The organism is Mycobacterium sp. 141, assembly GCF_000382405.1.
Taxonomy (GTDB): domain Bacteria; phylum Actinomycetota; class Actinomycetes; order Mycobacteriales; family Mycobacteriaceae; genus Mycobacterium.
On sequence record NZ_KB908265.1, the window covers coordinates 45,100 to 64,445 of the forward strand.

Consider the following 19,346-nt stretch of genomic DNA (forward strand, 5'->3'; position numbering starts at 1 on the left):
GAGAAGTCGCCGATGACCAGTCTCGAAACGACGCACAGAAGCGGCCCCGTGCTGGGTCTGTGTCTGTTCCTCACGGTCGCCACTGTCCTGACGTGGCTGGTATTCATCACCCTGCGGCGCGACGTCAGAGGATCCACCGCATCCTTCGACGCGCTCTTCACCGACGTGTTCGGCTTACGCGAGGGCGACGACGTCCGCGTGGCAGGAGTTCGGGTAGGGCGGGTGCAGAAAATCCAACTGCAGGGCACGCTCGCGAAGGTGTCGTTCATCGTGCAGGACGACCAGCGATTGACGGACCGGACAGTGGCGGCGGTCAATTACCAGAACGTCGTCGGCCAACGATATCTGGCATTGGGGCGAGGACGCGGTGAGCCTGCACGGGTGCTTCCCCCCGGCAGCCTGATCAACGTCGATCACACTGAGCCGTCGTTCGACGTGGGTGCGTTGCTCAACGGCTACGAGCCGTTGTTCGCGGTGCTCGATCCCGATCAGGTCAACAACCTCACCAACGCCGTCGTGGGCTCGCTGCAGGGCGATACCGCATCGATCACGCTGCTCGTGGACCAGACATCCACCCTGACAAAAACATTCGTCGGTCAGGATCGGACGTTGGACAGGGCGCTCGCGAGCCTGGACGGTGTGGTCGGCAACCTCGCCCAGCAGAACGATCACTTCGATCGGTCGATTTCGCAGGCACGCCAGGCGGTCGCTGCGTTCGACGGCCGTAGGCAGGAGCTGGTTACCGCCATGGGAACAATGACGGCCGCGGTCGGAAGGTTGTCCCGAATCGCGCAGGACGTGCAACCGACCGTCGAACACATGCTGAACCGAGAGCCCGGCTACACGAAGCACATGCTCGACATCGAACCGCAGATCGCGTTCACAGGCCGCAATACCCCCTTGCTGCTCAAGGGCCTTTCGCGTGTTTTCGGCGAAGGTGCGTATATGAATGCCTATGCGTGTGACGTCAACATTTACGGCTTCTTCCCCGGACTCAACGACGTCGTGCCGATCATCGTCAACGCAGCGACGCCGGGCGGGACCGCGATGCACACACCCAAGTGCAGGAATATGGCCGATGGGTAAGAAGACCTGGCTCGGATTCGTCGCGATGGTCTCTGCCAGCGCCCTCATCGGGGCCATGCTGCTCATCAAAGACGCCGGAATCGGCTACCACCGATACACGGCAGAGTTTCTTCAGGCGGCGGCGCTACGAGCCGACGACATCGTCACCGTCGCAGGCGTTCCGGTCGGAACCGTGACCGAGGTTCGGCTCGCCGGAGATCATGTCGAGGCTCGAATCCGAGTTCGCGACGATGTGCCGGTCGGCAGGGACAGCCACGCTGCGATCAAGGTCACGACGCTGTTCGGATCCCGCTATCTCGAATTACGCCCGAGCGGTGACGGTGCGCCGGCCGATCGCACCATCGACTTGACCCACACCGAGGTTCCGTACGATCTGCAAGCCGCACTCGCCGACTCCACCAGAACTTTCGAACAAGTCGATGCCGATCGAATCGCCGACTCTCTCAACATCCTCAGCAAGCAGCTCGAAGGGCTGCCCGCTGTGGTGCCGCAGGCAATGGCCAACGTACAAGCGCTCTCATCGGTAGTAGCCGGGCGCCGCGATCAGATCGGTCGAGTGCTCCGCAACACCGAGCGCGTCACAAATATGTTGCACCGTCAGCAATCCGAGATCGGCAACTTCATTCGTCAAGGCGAAGACCTGGTGGGGGAGTTTGTCGCCCGTTCAGCAGCTTTCCACGCACTTATGCAGTCTTTGCGTGCGGTCGTCGACTCGTTACGGACAATCGTGGTCGATGACAGAGCGGCCCTCGACAGCGTCCTGTCCACTATGGAGCAACTGAGCGCGAAGTTCGCCGAGCAGGATGCGTTGTTCCGGAATCTCTTACAGATTGCGCCAGTGCCCATACGGGAGATCGCAAACGCCACCGGATTCGGCAATGCGGTCGAGGGAAACCCGCCTGCCGGTGCCCTCATCGACTCCTGGATGTGTGCCATCAGCGGTCGCGCTCAACAGTTCGGCATGATCCCGTACCTCAAGGACTGCAAATGACCAAGAAACGCAAACGGCTGACAGTCGCCGGCGCCCTTGTCGCAGTACTCGTGACGGTTGTCGGTGCGGGATGGCATCTGTTGGCACGCCACGACCGCCCGATGAGCCTCACCGCGCAATTCGACAGCGCTGCGGGTCTTTATGTCGGCAACGTTGTTGCGGTGCTGGGCGTTCCAGTAGGTGAGGTCACCAAGGTGACTCCCCGGGGCAGTTACGCAGAGGTCGAGTTCAGCGTGGACCACGCTGTACGGATACCCGCTGACGTACAAGCGGTGACGCTCTCGACATCGATACTCACCGACCGCCAAATCGAGTTGTCTCCGCCGTACCGGGGTGGGCCGGTGCTACGCAACGGTGACACCATCGGATTGCATCGCACGAAAACACCGGTCGAATTCGACCGGGTGCTCGGCATGCTCGACAAGCTCTCGAAGTCACTGAGCGGCGACGGCGCCGGCGGTGGCCCGGTGGCCGACATACTGGGTGCCGGCGACAACATCGTGGCCGGCCATGGCGACCAGATCAAATCCGCACTCGATGAGCTCTCGCGAGCCTTACGGTTGAGTGCCGACGGCGGCGACCAGACACGACAGCAGCTGACGACCGTCGTCAAGAACCTCAACTCGCTGTTGGACGCGGCGGCAGGTAACGACGCGACATTGCGCCAGTTCGGCTCGACCGTGCGCCAACTCAGCCAGATCCTGGCAGCAGAGGACTTCGGTTCAGGTTCGACCGGCAAACAGCTCAACGAAGTCGTCGAGCGGACCGGTGACATCCTCACGGCCAACCGAGATGTCATCCGGCAGGGAATCAGCAATGGCAACACCAGTATTCAGTCGCTGTACGACCGGCAGCGCGAGCTGGCCGAGTTCTTCGACGTCCTGCCGCTGATGGCAGACAACCTCTACAACGCGGTCGATCAGCACAGCGGTGCACTACGGGCGCACTTCCTGGCCGACCGGATGGTGTTCGACGGCCAGATGGCGAAAGAGGTGTGCAACATGATGGGTCTGCGTCAACTCGGATGTAGCACCGGGACATTGCAGGATTACGGGCCCGACTTCGGGCTGACCAACATGCTCGACGGACTTGCGGCGATGGGGCAGAAATGACCGCGTTTCAATGCAATTGGCAGCGAGTGGTTGTCGTCGTCTCAACGGTGTTGCTGACCGCGGGATGCTCGATGAACGGACTGTCTGATCTACCCCTTCCCGCCCCGGGCATGGGAACCGGTGGTTATCGGCTGACGGTCCTGTTCGCGAACGTGCTCAATCTGCCTGAACACGCCAAGGTCAAGCTTGCCGGTGCGGATATCGGGCAGGTTGAGGCGATGACGGCGCGTGACTACATCGCCGCGACTACGCTCCGGATCGACAAGAAGATCCAGTTACCGATGGGCAGTACCGCCGAACTCCGTTCTGCCACACCCCTTGGCGACGTGTTTGTGTCGATTGTCCCACCGCGCAGAGCACAGTTCGGGGCGCTGCTCAAGGACGGTGACACGATCGGGCTCGATTCCACCACAGCGGCAGCCACCGTCGAGTCGGTCTTGAGTTCAGCCGCGGTTCTCGTCAACGGGGGAGCGGTGCACAACCTAGCCAATATCGTCAATGGGATGGGCAAGGCTGCTGGCCCAGACGGCAGCGCATTCGGCGATCTGGTGGGCAAGTCGAATCGACTGCTGGAAACGGTGAATACGCGTTCGGGACAGATAGATTCGGCGATGAGTGAGACTGTGCGACTGGCCGAGTTGCTGGAGGCGAAGAATCAAGAAGTCACCGATCTACTTCAGGCCGCCGATCCAGCGACCGCGACGTTGGCGGGCAGCACAGACCAAGCGTCCGACCTCGCCCTGATGCTCGGCGATATCGCCGGTGCCCTGCGGAAGTTCCCGTCTGTGGCGGGCACGGACAGTAGCGGCAGGAGCGTCGTTGCTGACGCGGACACTGTCGCGAGTGCATTAAATGACGTGGTGCTGGATCCCCAGACCAGCCTGGCTTCTCTGAACCGGTTGTACGCACCCTTCATCAAGATCACGGCGGGCACGGCCATGGCGGGAACCGCCGGCATCGACAGACTCGTCCTGGGCTCGATTCCCGATGCAGGGTTCGCCGGCGATCCTGGATTCCACGGCCCCAAGCGTGCCGATTGGCACAAGTTCGTCGGATCGATCAAATTCGCACTCTGGCGGCTACAGGAGCGGGTGGTGGGTCGAGGGCCTCAGCAGTGAGCGGCAGTCGACGCAGCGCATGGTTGGCGATACCGGCACTGATAGTCACCCTCGCGATATCGGTCTCTTACTTGATGTTCGGTGTGCTCCAAGTCAAGCCGTTATCGCGCGACTACCGCATCACGGTCCAGCTTTCAACGTCGGGCGGGCTGTTACCCAACCAGGCGGTGACGCTGCGCGGGGTGCGGATAGGAAGGGTCGAATCGCTGAATCTCACGCCAGGCGGCGTGGACGCGGTCCTCACTGTTGCGGGGGATGCTCATATACCCGAATCCAGCACCGTTCGGGTATCGGCACTCTCGGCGGCCGGCGAACAGTATGTCGACTTCGCGGCAGCCTGGAATGGCGGACCATTTCTGACTGACGGAGATGTCATAGCGCGCGACAGGACTGCTACTCCGGTACCGATGGCCGAGTTGTTGTCACACGCAGACGGGCTGTTGGCACAGGTGGATCCGGCCAAACTGGAGCGCATCAAGGCTGAACTGAGTCTGAGTGCCGCAGGCCCCGAAAAACTTTCGTCGATCGTCGACGGGGGAGTGTTTCTGCTTTCGACGTTGGATTCGGTGCTACCCGAAACCGTCGGCATCATCAAGAACAGCAGGATCGTGCTGTCATCGGCAGTCGACGTAAATAACGGAATCGCCCGCACCGCAGTGAATTTCCGTCACACTCTGCGCGGAGTCGCGGCAATGCAAGGTGGCTATCGCCGGTTGATCGAGCAGTCACCGGGTGTGCTCGGTACGGTCGACAACCTGTTCACCGACAACTCCGACACAATGGTGCAATTGCTGGGAAACCTGGCCACGGTAACTCGACTGTCGTATGTCCGGGTCCCTGCGCTCAATGCCCTCTTTCCAGACTATCGAGGTTCGGCGCTCGAGGCGTTCATCAGCACCATGCACGACCATGGACTGTGGGTGACTGCCGACATCTATCCGCGGTACTCCTGCGATTACGGCACGCCTCGCCGTCCCCCGTCGGCGGCGGACTACCCCGAACCGTTCCTCTACACGTACTGTCACGACGACGACCCCAGCCTGCTTGTCAGGGGCGCCCGGAATGCGCCGCGACCGGCTGGAGATGATACGGCGGGGCCGCCGCCCGGCGCGAGCCTCGCCACCACCGCCGACCCAACCCCTAAGGGCCGCTACACCATTCCGACGCCTTACGGTGGCCCGACGCTACCGATCGAGCCCCCGCGCTGACACTTCGCGTTTGTGGACTTGTTCGGTTGCGGACTCGGCGCCGGTATTCGTTCGGCACATACGGCAATCAATCGCAGCAGACGAACAAACCACAGCATCGCGGTGGCGTGCAGGCGGATATGAAAACGGGAATACCGGGTCACATATTAATGATAATGATTTTCATTAGGGCGGCCAGCTCTGCGCCAAGCGTGAGGCTTGTCAACCGAACGCAGCCAGCGCGATCCCTTCGGCGACCAAACGCGCTCGCACCGTTGTGGCGATCTGCACCGCTCCGGGCGAATCGCCGTGCACACAAATCGATTCCGGCTTGATCGAGATGGTTACGCCGTCGGCGGTGATCACCTGTCCCGTCGTCACCATCGTGGCGACCCGGTCGGCGATCTCCACCGGGTCGTGTATAACGGCTCCTGGTTCGCGTCGGGAGACCAGCGTGCCGTCGGAGCGGTAGGCGCGGTCGGCGAACGCCTCCGACACCGTGCGCAGGCCGAGGCGCCGCGCCTCGGCGAAGAACGCGGAGCCGGCCAGGCCCAGCACCGGCAGCCCGGGATCGACGGCGTGCACGGCTGCCGCGACCGCGACCGCTTGCTCGGCATGGGTGACGATCGCGTTGTACAGCGCACCATGGGGTTTGACGTAGCTTACGGAGGTTCCCGCTGCAACCGCGATCGCCTGCAGGGCGCCGATCTGGTAGATGATCTCGGCTGTCAGTTCCTCGGGCGCAACGTCGATGAACCGCCTGCCGAAGCCGGCCAAGTCCCGATAGCTGACTTGCGCACCGACCTGGACGCCCCGATCGGCAGCTATCCGACAGGTGCGCAGCAGCAGCGCCGGGTCGCCGGCATGAAAGCCGCAGGCCACGTTGGCGCTCGTGACGACACCGAGCATGGCCTCGTCGTCACCGAGCTGCCACACCGAAAAGCTCTCGCCGAGGTCGGCGTTGAGATCGACTGTCGCGCCCACGGCTCCAGCTTAGGAGGCATGCACGTGCGTGACGTTCCACTCCGGTAGCGGATCGGGGTAGCGCAGCCACGCTTGTTCGCCAAGGGCCAGCTCGTCGTCGGTCAGCAGCGCACCGCGCAGCAGGGCGTCGAGCCCGTCACGGTCGATGCGGATACCGATGAACACGATCTCCTGGCCCGGTTCGATCTCGGTCGACGACCAGAACTGAGCGGGCTCGATGACGAGGTTGGGCCCGGCCTGCGACCAGATCGCGGCGATCGAGGGCCTGCTGGCGATCCAGCAGAAACCCTTGCTGCGCAGCAGGCCGGTGATCTGATCGAGCGCCGCCGACAGCCGCTGGGGGTGAAACGGCCGGTCGGCGCGAAACGTCATCGAGCCGATGCCGTACTCCTCGGTCTCCGGTGTGTGTCCGTCGGCGATCTCCTCGTCCCAGCCTGGTGCCGCCGCGGCGGCAATCGGGTCGAACAGACCGGTGTTCAGCACTTCGTCGAGGTCGACGACGCCGTGGTCGGTGTGTATGAGTCGGGCCTTGGGATTGAGCCGGCGTACTACCGCCTCGACCGCTCCGAGCCGCTGTTCGCCGACCAGGTCGGTCTTGTTGAGCAGGATGACATCGGCGAACTCGACTTGATCGACGAGCAGGTCGGCGACGCTGCGCGCGTCGCCCGGTCCCGCGGTCATCTCGCGGGTGGCCAGCGCTTCTCCTCTGGCCAACTCGGTCAGGAACGTCGACGCGTCGACGACCGTCACCAACGTGTCCAATCGAGCCAGTGCGCCCAGGCTGAAGCCGTCCTCGAATTCCCAGCTGAACGTCGCCGCGACCGGCATGGGTTCGGAGATGCCGGTCGATTCGATCACCAGATGGTCGAACCGGTTCTGCCGGGCCAGCTCACCGACGGCCTCGATGAGGTCTTCACGCAGTGTGCAGCAGATGCAGCCGTTGGTGAGTTCGACGAGCTTCTCCTGGGTCCGGTCGAGATGTCCCTGCCCGGCGATGAGGGCCGCGTCGATGTTGATCTCGCTCATGTCGTTGACGATGACCGCGACGCGTCTGCCGTCACGGTTGGCCAGGATGTGGTTGAGCAGCGTGGTCTTGCCTGCGCCGAGGAAGCCGGACAGGACCGTGACGGGTAACAAGGGGGTCATCGAACTCCTTAATGAAAATGATTTTCAGTATGATGATCCGGGAGTGCGCGGATTAATGCAAACGGTTATCGTTATCGCCGTGAAACTCACCTTGCCCCGCACACTGCGCGCTACAGCCGCCGCCGCGCTGCTCGCTGCACCCTTGGCTCTGGCCGCCTGCTCCGGCTCCGGCACCGAGACTGCTTCGTCGACAAGCGCTGCCGCCGCCGGTGACTGCCCGACCACGCCGCTCAACGTCGTCGTCAGCGTCGACCAGTGGGGCGACATAGTCTCCGACCTCGGCGGGGCCTGCGCCAAGGTCACGACCGTGTTGGCCAGTTCGTCGGTCGACCCGCACGACTACGAACCCTCGCCGTCGGACGCGGCCAAGTTCGCCGGTGCCCAACTGGTCGTCATCAACGGCGGCCACTACGACGAGTGGGCGGCCAAGCTGGCCGCGACTTCGGCGGCGAGTGCGCCGGTCGTCAACGCCATCGATCTCGATCGCGGCGAAGGCGCCGGCGTCAATCCCCACGCCTGGTACCGCCCGGCCACGGTGACGGCCGTTGCCGATGCGGTCACGGCCAAACTGAGCGATCTGGCCCCGCCGGCCAAGGACTATTTCCAGGAACGGCGCTCGGCATTCACCGACCAGATGAAGCCCTACACTCAGCTCATCGACACCATCAAGACCAAGGGTGCGGGCAAGACCTACGCCGCCACCGAAGCCGTGTTCGACGACATGGCCGGCGCGCTCGGGTTATCCGACCGCACGCCCGAGGGCTATCAGGCGGCGTCGTCCAACGAGACCGATCCCTCACCTGCCGACCTGGACGCCTTCCTGCGGCTGCTGGGCGACAAGGGCGTCGACGTGCTGATTTACAACACCCAGACCGAAGGGTCGGTGCCGGAGCAGATCCGTGCCGCGGCCGAGAAGGCAGGAGTTCCGGTGGTCGAAGTCACCGAAACGGTGGCGCCGGGAGCGAAGTCGTTCGAGGCTTGGCAGGTGGACCAACTCACCGCTCTTGCCAAAGCCCTCCAGATCCAGACGTGACACCAGACTCCAACCGCGCACCAGCAGCCGATCCGCCCGCACTGATCTTCAACGATGTCAGTGTGGTGCGCGGCGGACGGCTGATCTGGTCGGAAGGCACCTTCGAGATCCCGGCCGGCGGCATCGTCGCGCTGATCGGGTCGAACGGCTCCGGCAAATCGACCATGCTCCAGGTCGTGCTGGGCCTGCTGCCGACGGCATCGGGTTCGGTACGGGTGCTTGGCGGCAAGCCAGGGGATAACAACGATCTGATCGGCTATGTGCCGCAGGACTATGTCGCCGGCGCGGGGGAGGCGATCCGAGCCAGGGACGCCGTGATGCTCGGCCTCACGGGGCGTCGCTGGGGACTGCGTCGCACCACTCAGGCCGACATGGCCAGGGTCGACGAGGCGCTCACGTGGGTTGAGGCGGAAGAGTTCGCCGACCGGCGGTTGTCCCAGCTCTCCGGCGGGCAGCGGCAGCGCATAGCCTTGGCCAATGCTCTTGTGGGGCATCCGAAGATGCTCATCCTCGACGAACCGTTGGCTTCGCTGGACCTACGTAACCAGCATGAGATCGTGGGCCTGCTGGCCCGTCTGAACGCCGATCTCGGTGTGACGATTCTCGTTGTCGCCCACGACCTCAACCCACTGCTGTCGGTCCTCGACAGTGCCATCTATCTGCTCGACGGGCATGCTCACTACGCTGCGATCGACGAGGTGGTCGACGCCGACCTGCTGACCCACCTGTACGGCACGAAGATTCAAGTGGCCAATACCCTGCAGGGCAAGATGTACATGAGGAGCGGGTAGTGACTGTTCTCGCGATGGGCTACCAGCAGAACTGGTGGCAGATCCTCACTTCGGCGTTCATGCGCAATGCGCTGATCGGTGGCACGCTGGTGGCGCTCGCCGCCGGGCTCATCGGCTATTTCATCATCGTGCGGAACACGGCGTTCGCCGCCCACGCCCTGGCCCACATCGGCCTGCCGGGGGCGACCGGAGCCTTCCTGCTGGGGCTGCCGGTCGGGTTCGGGCTCGGGGTGTTCTGCGTCGGCGGGGCGCTGGTCATCGGGGCGCTCGGGAAACGGGCCGGGGACCGCGAGGTGGCGACCGGCACCGTGTTGGCGCTGGCCACCGGATTCGGGCTCTTCTTCAACTCGCTGGCCACCAAGAACTCGTCCACCATGACCAATGTGCTGTTCGGGAATCTGCTGGCGATCACCGGTGAGCAGTTGTCGACATTCACGGCGCTGCTGGCGCTGCTGGCCGCCACGATGGGGTTCATCTACCGCCCACTGCTGTTCGCGTCGGTCAACGCACCGGTGGCCGAGGCCAAGGGGGTGCCGGTCAAGGCGCTGTCGATCGTGTTCATGGCACTGCTCGGAGTCGCGGTCACCATGGCGGTGCAGGCCGTCGGTACATTGCTGTTGTTTGCGCTCGTCGTCACCCCGGCGGCGACGGCGATCATGCTGACCGCCAGGCCCCTGGTGGCGATGGCGATTTCGACAGGCATCAGCCTGGTGTCGGTCTGGGTGGGGTTGGCGGTGTCGGCGGTGTTCAACATGCCGCCGAGCTTCCTGATCGTGACCATCGCCTGCGGATGCTGGCTCGCGGTGTGGCTCGCGGCGCGTGCCGCACGCGAGACCGGGGCGTTGATCGGCTAGCCTCAGAAAGCATGCCCAGGAGTCCCCATCCGCCGCGGCGGGCGACCCTGGCTTCGCTGGCTGCGGAACTCAACGTCTCCCGCACCACGATCTCCAACGCCTACAACCGGCCTGATCAGCTGTCGTCGGACCTGCGGGAGCGCATCTTCGACGCCGCCAAGCGTCTCGGCTACGCGGGGCCCGACCCGGTGGCGCGGTCATTGCGCACCCGCAAGGCCGGCGCGGTCGGCCTGATGATCACCGAGCCGCTCAATTACTCGTTCAGTGATCCCGCCGCACTCGACTTCGTTGCCGGACTGGCCGAATCGTGTGAGGCGGCCGGTCAGGGCCTGCTGTTGGTGGCGGTCGGGCCGAACCGCACCTTCGACGAGGGTTGCGCCGCGGTGCTGTCCGCGGGTGTCGACGGCTTCGTGGTGTACTCCGCGTCCGACGATGACCCGTACCTGCCCGTGGTGCGGCAGCGTCACCTGCCGATGGTGGTGGTCGACCAGCCTAAGGATGTGCCCGGGGCGTCACGTGTCGGCATCGACGATCGTGGTTCCATGCGTCGGCTGGCCGAGCACGTTTTGGAACTCGGCCACCGCGACATCGGTCTGCTCACCATGCGGTTGGGGCGCGACTGGCCCCACCCGAGCGGTAAACCCGCGCCGGCAGCGTCGGATCGGGTGCTGACCCCGCATTTCCATGTGCAGCGCGAGCGTATCCACGGGGTGTACGACGCGATGAGCGCCGCCGGGCTGGCCCCGGAATCGCTGACGGTCGTGGAGAGTTACGAGCACCTGCCGACCTCGGGAGGTGCTGCGGCCGAGGTGGCGCTTGCGGTCAATCCGTTGATCACCGCGCTGATGTGCACGGCCGATGTACTGGCCCTGTCGGCGATGGATTATCTACGCGCGCATGGCATTTACGTTCCCGGGCAGATGACGGTCACCGGGTTCGACGGGATTCCCGACGCGCTGCGCCGCGGCCTGACCACAGTCGTGCAGCCCAGTGTCGAGAAGGGCCGGCGCGCCGGCCAGTTGCTGCACAATCCGCCGCGATCCGGGCTTCCGGTGATCGAGGTGCTCGACACCGAGGTGGTGCGCGGCCGGACGTCCGGTCCGCCGGCTTAGCCGCGACGCACGTCGAACAGGTATTTCAGTGCTGCCGCAACGTCTTTCGGAAGTTGCACCCGGTAGCCGGCCAGGGTTTCGCCTGGGCCGACCTTGACACCTACGTCGCCGTCGCGCATGCGCCGGAACGCCTTCTCGTCGGTCACATCGTCGCCGAAGTACACGACCGCCGACGCGTCGAACTCCTTGCGCAGGATGTCGATCGCCTCGCCCTTGTCCGTCGAGATCACCGCGAATTCCAGCACGGCCTTGCCTTCGGTCAATTCGACCGGCCAGGCCCGAGCGGTGATACGGGCCTGCGTCAGGGCGGCTTCGGCGTCGTCGGGCCCGGCGTTGCGGACGTGCAGCGCGACGCTTGCGGGCTTGACCTCGACGGCCACGCCGGGCTTACCGGCCGCGATCGCCTCGAGCTCGGCGGTGATGGTGGCCAGTAGGGCCGTGTCGATCCGATGGGCGAAGCCGGTGTCGAACTCGGCGCCGTGACTGCCGATCATGTGCACCGTCGCGGGCATGCCGGACAATTCCCGCAGCACGCTCAGCGCCCGCCCGGAGATCAGGGCCGTAGCGGTGTCGGGCAGCGCGGCAAGCTCGACGAGCGTGGCCGCGGCATCGGCCAGCGGGCGGGCATCGGCCGGATTGTTGACGATCGGGGCGAGGGTTCCGTCGAAATCGGAGGTCACCAGCAGCCGCGGGGTGTGCGCTATCCGGGCTAGCGCGTGCCGAAGACCGCTCACCCGTCAGATCTTAGGTTGGTCTGCGTCGCCGATCAGCAGTCGCACGGCTAGGTCCAGCCGCTTGGCGACATCGGTCGCCGAGGCGCGTGGGTCAGCCAGGCCAGCAGGCTGGCTCGTTACGCGCTGACTGGGATATGCCGGACCTGGTACGAAGCTGGGCTGCGGCGTCCGGTTCGATCACCGCTGTGCGTGACGGCGAACATGACCCGAACGCGTGGCGCGCTCCGTATCAGCGGTTCGCCGAACTAGGGATCTTCGGCGTCGCCCTTCCCGAAGGGTCTGGTGGCACCGGCGGAAGCGGGAGAACCTGTGCGCGATGCTCGACGAGGCCGCCGCGGCACTTGTGTCCGGACTCGTAGCAACCACGGCGCTGGTAACCCTGCTCGTCACCGACAGGGTGGTGGTGACCACTATGTGGTGTTCGGCGCGTCACGACATGTCCGAGATACACGGGGATAGAGCCGGACAAGAACATTCCACATGGGAGCGCCAAGTGCCGGCGTACTTTGGGTAGCCTGATCCGATGGACGCAGGGGTGGCTTCTTCCGCCCATGACAGACCGCGGATCAGGTTCGGTGTACTGCTGAACATGGGAGCCGGGATGGCCAACGGTCCCGACGCGGTCTTCGACCTCACGCTCGAGCAAGCTGCATCCGCAGAACAGCTCGGCTACGACGAATTGTGGGTTACCGAGCACCATTTCATCGACTTCGGGATCAACCCGAGTGCACCCACCAGCGCCGCTTTCCTGTTGGGCCGCACTTCCAAGATCCGCGTCGGCACTGCGGTGGCGCTCGCACCGCTTTACCACCCTATCGAGCTGGCCGAACGTGCCGCACTGCTCGATCAGCTCAGCCACGGCCGATTCATGCTGGGGCTGGGCCGCGGAGGATACCGGCGCGATTACGACGTGTTCGGTGTGGACTTGGCCCGCTGGGACGACGAACCACAGTCCAGCGCGCAATGTCTCCTTGACGTGTGGAGTGCATCCCACTCGCCGACGCCGGGCCGAACGGCAGAGGTGCAACCGCCCGTGCGCTCCCGCCCCCACCCGGAACTGTTGCTGGCGACCTCAAGTGCATCCGGTGTTGAGTTCGCCGCCCGCTATGGGTTTGCCCTGCAACACTATTTCGCCACGCCGGCCGCATCGCGCGTCGAACTCGAAGCCCGCTATCGCGAACTGTGCGGCCAGGATCGCCCGATACCCGAGCATCTGCACACCCTGATTGTCATCGTCGACGACGCCGTGGACTGTCGCGACAGGCTGGCGGCCGCGCTGCGTCGGTCGTTTCGCGACGGTGATCACCCAGCAGTGCCCCAAGCCGTGAACCGTCACGTCGGGCCTGACGGTGAGCCGGTGGATCGGGACACCATGGCGCAGATGGTCGCTGACGACGCCATTGTGGGATCGCCGGCTCGGGTCGTCGACGAACTCGGTGGCTTCATCGAGACAACCGGCGCTCGACGGATCGCCGTCTATCACGAGGCTATCGCCGATCCGGCAACGACGATGAAGTCGCTTCGCGACTTCGCCCTGCATGTTGTGCCACAACTCGGGGTGTCCGTCTGATTGCCCCAGGAATGGCAATAGTCAACCGATCGAGAACAACTCACGAAGCCGAGCGGAACTCCATGACCGTGATGCCGTGACTGATCGGCGTGTTCGTGGCCACCGTAACCCTACGGCCGTGGCGAGAGCAACGTACTCCAACGCCCAAGGCTTCGTTCCCGTACGGTCAGCCAGTGCCGCCGTGGTCGCGGGACCGCAGAGCAGGTTCTCGGGTAGCCGCAGCGTCACCGCGGCCCGCACAGCGTCGATCATCGACGTCGCATCCAACCGATGCTGCTCCACATCGCCTGAATTCTCGGTGCTGCTCATCTGCGTAGACAACCACACCGACGGCTGATTGGGTTAACTACCCGCGACGTAGGAGTGTTGGCGACGCGGTGGAACTCGTTTGACCCCGACATATCTCGTTCACAAGGATCTCCGTCTGCCCGGTTGAGAACAGACTGGGCGAGATCATCGACATCCTCGGTCAACTCACGCGCGAGTGCGTCCAGGTGCAGGATCTGTGACGGCGTGGCTTCGGTATGCCGCGGGCTCAATGCTGTCCAGTGCTCTTCCCACTCCTTGTCCCGCACTATCTATCACCTCGCCGAGATGCTGAAGTCGCCGAAATCCCTTACATCGCTTTCGTATCCACCAAGGGAACGGGTCACTGCGCGGCTGATTGAGACGGAGTTAGCCGAAGAGTGCTAGGTGTTGCGGGTCATGACGTTGTTGACGCTGAGCGCGGGGGCACCGCACCGGATAGTCCTCATCGCGCGCGTGCGCCAGCAAGTGAGTCAACCGATTCCGACGATTCGGCGATCAGGGATTGCAGGACCGGTCCTGTACGCCAATGCATCAACCCACCGCCACGCCAGCAGTAGTCAGCCAGCAAATAGAGTGGATGAGGCGGCATCGCAAATGGTCAGCCGAGCGCATCACATTCGAGCTCAACGAGCTCGGACTGCCGATCAGCAGGCGAACCGTGAGCAGGCACCTGCTCACATTGGGTTTAAATCGACGGCGCTTCATCGACCCCGCAGGCCACCTCAATCGGGTACCGCGTTCGATCCAAGCGCGTCGACCAGGGCACATGGTTCATTTTCCGGATTAAATTAGGGACTGTTTTTCGGCCGAATGTGTTCGGGTTGCACTCGTTTCGGTGTTTGGAAGCCACCGATGGCCTGTTCGAGTAGTTCGGCCAGTCGCAGTGGAGTGCGGTCTTCGAACATCGGGCCGATGAGCTGCACTCCTACCGGTAGGCCCTCAGGTGAGTGGCCCGCCGGTATGGCGGTGGCAGGCAGACCGGGCATGGTGGCCAGTCCGGCCCAGACAAACTGGTCGGCGAATGGGTACTGGCGACCGTCGATGTCGATGTGCCGCTGCGCCAGGTTGGGTTCGTGATTGTGGGCGAACGCGGGGGTGGGTGTGATCGGGCATACCACGGCATCGAACTTGGCAAAGAGTTGGCGCCAGCGGTGGCGGTGCAGTTCACGCCGATTGTTCGCTTCAATCCATTGGCGGTGGCTCAACACCGGGCCGCGTAGCCACGCGGTATCGAATCCCCGCTCTTCAGTGGACAGTTCGGCGGCCTCAGTGCGGAGCTGTTCGTACTTCTCGGCAGGGTAACCCGCGGCAGCGTACGAGGTCAGTAGCTCGATGTAGAGCGTGGCGGCTTCGGTCAGATCAGGTAGCAGCGGACTGTGCCGTTCAACCATGGCGCCACCGTCGATGAGTGCAGTGGCGACTCGGTTCACAGCGGCCCTCACCGCGGACCCGGTCGCAATGAGCGGATGCTCATCGACAACCAGGACACGGAAGCCGCAAAGCCGGTCGTGACGCGGCGGGGGCAGAGCCAGGTCAAACGCAACGCCCAGCGTCAGTGGGTCCGGTCCAGCCATCACCTCCAAAAGCAGCGCGAGGTCGCGGGCAGTGCGCGCCATAGGACCCACAACGGCGAGGTCACCGCCAGCAGGCAATGCTGGTGCGCGCGGCGGGACCATGCCGCGGGTGGCCGCTAGCCCGAATGTCGGCTTGTGGGCGTAGATTCCGCAGAAATGTGCGGGAGTGCGCAGCGAACCAGCCATGTCTGAGCCGATAGATAATGCGCCAAATCCGGACGCCAGTGCCGCTGCTGATCCACCCGAAGATCCACCGGCTGTGCGATCGTGATCCCACGGGTTGTTTGTGGTGCCGTAAATCTGGTTGAAACTCTGCAGATCTTGCAGCATGAAAGGCACGTTGGTCTTACCGAGCACCACCGCGCCAGCAGCCTTGAGCCGTGATACCTGCACCGCGTCCTCGGCCGGCATGTAGTTCGCGTGCTCAGGCATGCCCCACGTCGTGGGTAGCCCGACCATGTTGTAGGACTCCTTGACCGTCACCGGAATACCCAGCAGTGGCCGGTCCTGGTCGCCGGCACGCGCCTTGTCAGCGTCTCGTGCAGCGGCCCGCGCACGATCAAAGTCCGGCACGCAGATCGAGTTGATCGCCGTGTCATCTCTCTCGACACCGGCAATCGCCTCGTCGATCAGTTCCACCGATGTCACCTCGCCGGCACGCAATGCCGCCGAAAGGTATTCGGCCGACTGGAAACTTCGCTCCATGAACATGAATCTGACGCTATCGGCTAGCTGCGGAGGCCATAAAATCTCTCTTCCCGCAACGGAATCGGTGGTACTCGTTCGTGATGTTCTTCTCCCTAGCCGCGGACGATTCACCGGGACTGGACCGAGGGCTGTGGCCTCGAAGCCATGCATGCCGCGGCCTGGGTGCGATGAGGTATGACACTCAGCGGTCCTTGATGATCGGGATGCCGAGGTCTGATACGCCGGTGCCCGGCTGTTGACTGCGGAGACGGTCGAGCGCGGTGAGTTTGTCGACGGCGGCACGGAGGCTGATTTGGAGGCCTTGGACTTCTCCGAGCCAGCCGTTGATGCGGGCTTCCTGGATTCGGTCTTTCAGGTTGGCGATGATGATCACGAGGCGGGGTCGCGCCTTGGGGTCCAGGCGCAGGCTTGGGCATCTGATACAGGCGTGTTCGTGTTTGCAACTCGTGCCGTAGGGACGTGCGCACTCTCCGAGTTCGAGTTTGCGTTCGTGGAAGTGCTGTTGAAATTCCCGCCACTCGTTATCGGTGGGCTCGCAGTACTCGGTGGCGGGCCGTTCGGCGCGGCGACGGCCAAGGAATGCGCGGTAGGTGCGCACGAGGTCGTCTTCGAAGACCGCGGTATAGGCCTGGCTGGTGTTGATGTTGGCGTGCCCGAGCAGCCGCGAGACGATGTGCACGGGTAGTCCACCGTTGACGGCCTCGGTGGCGAAGATGCGTCGGAAGTCGTGGGCCGTGAAACGCAAGGGCTGTCCAGCAGCGTCGCGCAGGTCCGCGCGGTCCAGTGTGCGGTTGAGCATTTCACGGACGGTGTTGGGTGATCGGGCATAGCCCGCGGAGCGGGCTTGGGCAGCCTCGGGTTGTAACGCAAACGGCCCTCCGCCCCGGAACGGCTCCAACGGATCGTGGTGGTCGTTGGGCCGCCGGCCTCGGACGCGGTCCTGCCGTACGGGGTTGATCAACGGGCCGTGACCCTGATCGATTTAATACTCGTAGAAGCTACGCACCACCGCGTTGTTGTGACGGATCGTTCGCGGCTGGTAGTGATCGTCGAGCTCGCGCTTGCGGGTGACACGATTGACCGTGCCGGCGGTGACTGCCGACGCCGTGCGCTTGGACCGCCGCGGCTTGGTGGCCTGTACCAGCCACAGCACCAGGTCGCGCGCTTCTGCTGGTGTTGCTTTATCCCATTGCACGTCAACCGCATTCAGCCAGCGCCACCACCGCAGTAGCACGAACGCGTAACTGCGCACTGAGCCCGGGCGATTGTCGCGAGCAATGAAGTCCAACAGAAATCGGCGGATCGGCTCAACGATCTGTCCATCCTCACCGATCACCACCCAGGGCACCGCATCATCCACCTCCACGACACGACCCCAGCGTGGCAACCGAATCGCCCGAACATCCCGCTCCACGTCGTCGAACACGCTGCGACCTCCTCACCGGCCTACGAAGGGCAATGGCGAAGGTCTATCAACTCGCGGGATCAGCGGCACAGATCCCGAGCAGAGTGTCTGCCCGTAGTCCGGTCAACAGACACGTCGACGTCAAGAAGGTGGGCCGCATCCCCAACGGGGGCGGCTGGCGTATTCACGGCGGGGCAGCACTCAAGCCAAAGCCGTCGCGTCGGCCACCAAGGGAGGCGCCCGGGCCGGGTACGTATACCTGCACTCAGCTGTCGATGGCTTCTCGCGATTGGCGTACACGGAAGCGCTACCGGACGAAAAGGGGCTCACGGCAATTGGGTTCATGCATCGCGCTCGCGTGTGGTTCGCCGCCCATGGCATCACGCGTATCGAACGCATCGTCACCGACAATGGCGCCTGCTATCGCGCCCGCGACTTCGCTCATGTCCTACACGGCGCACGTCATCAACGAATCAAGCCCTACACCCTGCGCCACAACGGGAAGATAGAACGCTACAACCGAATCCTCGCGGAGGAATTCCTCTACGCACGCACCTAGACCTCCGAGCAGCAGCGCTGCGAGGCCCTGAAGGTATGGAACGTCCACTACAACTATCACCGCCCTCATTCAGCTGCCGCAGGCCGACCACCGGCATCCCGACTCGCCACCGGCGTAACGAACGTCATGACCTCGTACAGCTAGCCCCCTACGCGCGTTACGTCACCCTTATCGTGGTCTGATGCCGCAGTCACGCTCGTGGACGCCTGGAAACCGGCCCCTCGTTGTACGCACGGCATCGACCGTGGCACTCATCGTGATGCTTGCGGCGTGCGGCCTGCCTGGAAGACCGGGCACTGAACCGGAGGCACGTGTGCCGGCGGCGGTTCCTGAGGTGACGAGCCCGGCATCTGCCTGCACGAGCCCCCAGAGCGGCCCCCTCCGACAGGACACCGCCTTCATTACCGCCGACGGCGTCGAGGTGAACTACAGCATCAGCGTGCCGGACGGATACTACGACGACTGCAAAACCTATCCCGTGGTGTATGTGCTGCATGGAAAGCTGGACAACAACGCGTCTTTCATGGATGACGCGTTGACGCTGCGCCGCGCAGTGTCCGAGGGAGCATTGACCGAATCCATTATTGTGACCCCGGATAGTTACCAGACCGGACGCTGGGAAGACTTGGATACCGGCCCCGCGGAGGATAATTTCATCAATCACCTCATCCCTCATATCGAATCGAGCTACCGGGTCACCCAGGGGCCGGCGCAGCGGTTGCTCGTCGGATTCTCAATGGGCGGGCACGGGGCGATACGGTTTGCGTTGAAGTACCCGAAAATGTTCGCCGCCACGTGGTCGGTCGACGGGGCGATGGCTCGCGACTCGAACGCTTATATGCCGTTCGTGGACGGTCGGAAAACCGCGGACTTTCACGTCATTTCGGTCGCAGGGCCGACCAACGGCGAGCGGGTGGAGACCTTGATCGAAGATCTGCGCAATGTGGGTATCGACATTCCGTATACCTACCAAGACGTCCCTCATGATTTCGGCTCCTTCGTCGAGGCCGACCGCATCGCCGGCTGGCCGGCGATGTCCTTCCTGCAGAGGAGCCTTGGGCGCATTCCGTAGC

18 protein-coding genes and 4 pseudogenes are annotated in these 19,346 nt (G+C 63.8%); 15 read left to right on the forward strand and 7 right to left on the reverse strand.

Annotated elements, in window-relative coordinates; all coding sequences use genetic code 11:
• Positions 1–12: 12 nt before the first annotated feature.
• Genes H276_RS0115125 through H276_RS0115145 form a run of 5 tightly spaced genes read left to right on the forward strand, consistent with a single transcriptional unit; the run spans position 13 to position 5,515 of the window.
• Complete coding sequence (locus H276_RS0115125) at positions 13–1,086, forward strand: MCE family protein (RefSeq protein WP_036461151.1); 1,074 nt, start codon at positions 13–15, stop codon at positions 1,084–1,086.
• Entirely contained in the window at positions 1,079–2,077 is a 999-nt protein-coding gene (locus H276_RS0115130; RefSeq protein ID WP_019972150.1) for an MlaD family protein, read from the forward strand. The genes H276_RS0115125 and H276_RS0115130 overlap by 8 nt, the downstream gene beginning before the upstream one ends.
• Positions 2,074–3,189 (forward strand): MCE family protein, encoded by a 1,116-nt coding sequence (locus H276_RS0115135; RefSeq protein ID WP_019972151.1) that lies wholly within the window; start codon positions 2,074–2,076, stop codon positions 3,187–3,189. Before H276_RS0115130 ends, H276_RS0115135 begins: the two co-directional genes overlap by 4 nt.
• Positions 3,186–4,307, forward strand: a complete 1,122-nt coding sequence (locus tag H276_RS0115140; RefSeq protein WP_036461153.1) for an MlaD family protein — start codon at positions 3,186–3,188, stop codon at positions 4,305–4,307. Before H276_RS0115135 ends, H276_RS0115140 begins: the two co-directional genes overlap by 4 nt.
• Positions 4,244–5,515, forward strand: a complete 1,272-nt coding sequence (locus H276_RS0115145; RefSeq protein WP_369758488.1) for an MlaD family protein — start codon at positions 4,244–4,246, stop codon at positions 5,513–5,515. Before H276_RS0115140 ends, H276_RS0115145 begins: the two co-directional genes overlap by 64 nt.
• A gap of 201 nt (positions 5,516–5,716) precedes the next feature.
• Here H276_RS0115145 and H276_RS0115150 read toward each other — a convergent pair whose 3' ends face one another.
• Positions 5,717–6,478: a LamB/YcsF family protein gene (locus tag H276_RS0115150; RefSeq protein WP_019972154.1), complete on the reverse strand. Its 762-nt coding sequence runs from the start codon at positions 6,476–6,478 to the stop codon at positions 5,717–5,719.
• Between the two features lie 9 nt (positions 6,479–6,487).
• Positions 6,488–7,624, reverse strand: a complete 1,137-nt coding sequence (locus tag H276_RS0115155) for a GTP-binding protein (RefSeq protein WP_019972155.1) — start codon at positions 7,622–7,624, stop codon at positions 6,488–6,490.
• A 55-nt stretch (positions 7,625–7,679) separates the two neighbouring features.
• On the opposite strand from H276_RS0115155, the gene H276_RS0115160 reads away from it, so the two are divergent.
• The 4 genes from H276_RS0115160 to H276_RS0115175 are packed head-to-tail and all read left to right on the forward strand — an operon-like array spanning position 7,680 to position 11,414.
• Entirely contained in the window at positions 7,680–8,657 is a 978-nt protein-coding gene (locus H276_RS0115160) for a metal ABC transporter solute-binding protein, Zn/Mn family (protein ID WP_019972156.1), read from the forward strand.
• The gene (locus H276_RS0115165) at positions 8,654–9,448 is read left to right on the forward strand and encodes a metal ABC transporter ATP-binding protein (protein ID WP_019972157.1); all 795 of its coding nucleotides are present in this window, start codon (positions 8,654–8,656) and stop codon (positions 9,446–9,448) included. The genes H276_RS0115160 and H276_RS0115165 overlap by 4 nt, the downstream gene beginning before the upstream one ends.
• 14 nt (positions 9,449–9,462) lie before the next feature.
• Positions 9,463–10,302 (forward strand): metal ABC transporter permease, encoded by an 840-nt coding sequence (locus tag H276_RS0115170; protein ID WP_019972158.1) that lies wholly within the window; start codon positions 9,463–9,465, stop codon positions 10,300–10,302.
• An 11-nt stretch (positions 10,303–10,313) separates the two neighbouring features.
• Positions 10,314–11,414, forward strand: a complete 1,101-nt coding sequence (locus H276_RS0115175; protein WP_019972159.1) for a LacI family DNA-binding transcriptional regulator — start codon at positions 10,314–10,316, stop codon at positions 11,412–11,414.
• Here H276_RS0115175 and otsB read toward each other — a convergent pair.
• Positions 11,411–12,148, reverse strand: coding sequence for a trehalose-phosphatase (gene otsB, locus H276_RS0115180; RefSeq protein WP_019972160.1), 738 nt, complete (start codon positions 12,146–12,148; stop codon positions 11,411–11,413). The two genes, H276_RS0115175 and otsB, sit on opposite strands and share 4 nt — an antisense overlap.
• 3 nt (positions 12,149–12,151) lie before the next feature.
• Positions 12,152–12,261 (reverse strand): annotated as a pseudogene (locus H276_RS24160) (TetR family transcriptional regulator); the annotation flags it as partial.
• Between the two features lie 21 nt (positions 12,262–12,282).
• Here H276_RS24160 and H276_RS25330 point away from each other — a divergent pair.
• The 4 genes and pseudogenes from H276_RS25330 to H276_RS24165 form a co-directional block, all read left to right on the forward strand.
• Positions 12,283–12,542 (forward strand): annotated as a pseudogene (locus tag H276_RS25330) (acyl-CoA dehydrogenase family protein); the annotation flags it as partial.
• Positions 12,543–12,671: 129 nt separating this feature from the next.
• The gene (locus tag H276_RS0115190; RefSeq protein WP_026357035.1) at positions 12,672–13,718 is read left to right on the forward strand and encodes an LLM class flavin-dependent oxidoreductase; all 1,047 of its coding nucleotides are present in this window, start codon (positions 12,672–12,674) and stop codon (positions 13,716–13,718) included.
• 118 nt (positions 13,719–13,836) lie between these two features.
• A complete protein-coding gene (locus H276_RS24750; RefSeq protein ID WP_155943113.1) occupies positions 13,837–14,055 on the forward strand; it encodes a hypothetical protein in 219 nt (72 codons plus the stop codon).
• A gap of 417 nt (positions 14,056–14,472) precedes the next feature.
• A pseudogene (locus H276_RS24165) lies at positions 14,473–14,802 on the forward strand (helix-turn-helix domain-containing protein); the annotation flags it as partial.
• Between the two features lie 13 nt (positions 14,803–14,815).
• Here H276_RS24165 and H276_RS23045 read toward each other — a convergent pair.
• From H276_RS23045 to H276_RS23050, 3 genes are all read right to left on the reverse strand, one after another.
• Positions 14,816–16,306, reverse strand: a complete 1,491-nt coding sequence (locus tag H276_RS23045; RefSeq protein ID WP_051111462.1) for an amidase — start codon at positions 16,304–16,306, stop codon at positions 14,816–14,818.
• Between the two features lie 184 nt (positions 16,307–16,490).
• On the reverse strand, positions 16,491–17,270 hold the full coding sequence (locus tag H276_RS0115205; RefSeq protein ID WP_019972165.1) for a tyrosine-type recombinase/integrase: 780 nt from the start codon (positions 17,268–17,270) through the stop codon (positions 16,491–16,493).
• 21 nt (positions 17,271–17,291) lie between these two features.
• Positions 17,292–17,735: a hypothetical protein gene (locus H276_RS23050; protein ID WP_019972166.1), complete on the reverse strand. Its 444-nt coding sequence runs from the start codon at positions 17,733–17,735 to the stop codon at positions 17,292–17,294.
• Between the two features lie 110 nt (positions 17,736–17,845).
• Here H276_RS23050 and H276_RS23055 point away from each other — a divergent pair.
• Together H276_RS23055 and H276_RS23655 are read left to right on the forward strand one after the other, a co-directional pair.
• Positions 17,846–18,417 (forward strand): annotated as a pseudogene (locus H276_RS23055) (integrase core domain-containing protein); the annotation flags it as partial.
• Positions 18,418–18,517: 100 nt separating this feature from the next.
• A complete protein-coding gene (locus tag H276_RS23655) occupies positions 18,518–19,345 on the forward strand; it encodes an esterase family protein (protein ID WP_019972168.1) in 828 nt (275 codons plus the stop codon).
• The last annotated feature ends 1 nt before the right edge of the window (position 19,346 follow it).

What these genes read in the sequence shown, in the direction of transcription:
- H276_RS0115125 (WP_036461151.1), top strand. Translation starts at nt 13, where the DNA reads ATGACCAGTCTCGAAACGACGCACAGAAGCGGCCCCGTGCTGGGTCTG.
- H276_RS0115130 (WP_019972150.1), top strand. Translation starts at nt 1,079, where the DNA reads ATGGGTAAGAAGACCTGGCTCGGATTCGTCGCGATGGTCTCTGCCAGC.
- H276_RS0115135 (WP_019972151.1), top strand. Translation starts at nt 2,074, where the DNA reads ATGACCAAGAAACGCAAACGGCTGACAGTCGCCGGCGCCCTTGTCGCA.
- H276_RS0115140 (WP_036461153.1), top strand. Translation starts at nt 3,186, where the DNA reads ATGACCGCGTTTCAATGCAATTGGCAGCGAGTGGTTGTCGTCGTCTCA.
- H276_RS0115155 (WP_019972155.1), bottom strand. Translation starts at nt 7,624, where the DNA reads ATGACCCCCTTGTTACCCGTCACGGTCCTGTCCGGCTTCCTCGGCGCA.
- H276_RS0115160 (WP_019972156.1), top strand. Translation starts at nt 7,680, where the DNA reads ATGCAAACGGTTATCGTTATCGCCGTGAAACTCACCTTGCCCCGCACA.
- H276_RS0115170 (WP_019972158.1), top strand. Translation starts at nt 9,463, where the DNA reads ATGGGCTACCAGCAGAACTGGTGGCAGATCCTCACTTCGGCGTTCATG.
- H276_RS0115175 (WP_019972159.1), top strand. Translation starts at nt 10,314, where the DNA reads ATGCCCAGGAGTCCCCATCCGCCGCGGCGGGCGACCCTGGCTTCGCTG.
- H276_RS0115190 (WP_026357035.1), top strand. Translation starts at nt 12,672, where the DNA reads ATGGACGCAGGGGTGGCTTCTTCCGCCCATGACAGACCGCGGATCAGG.
- H276_RS23045 (WP_051111462.1), bottom strand. Translation starts at nt 16,306, where the DNA reads ATGGAGCGAAGTTTCCAGTCGGCCGAATACCTTTCGGCGGCATTGCGT.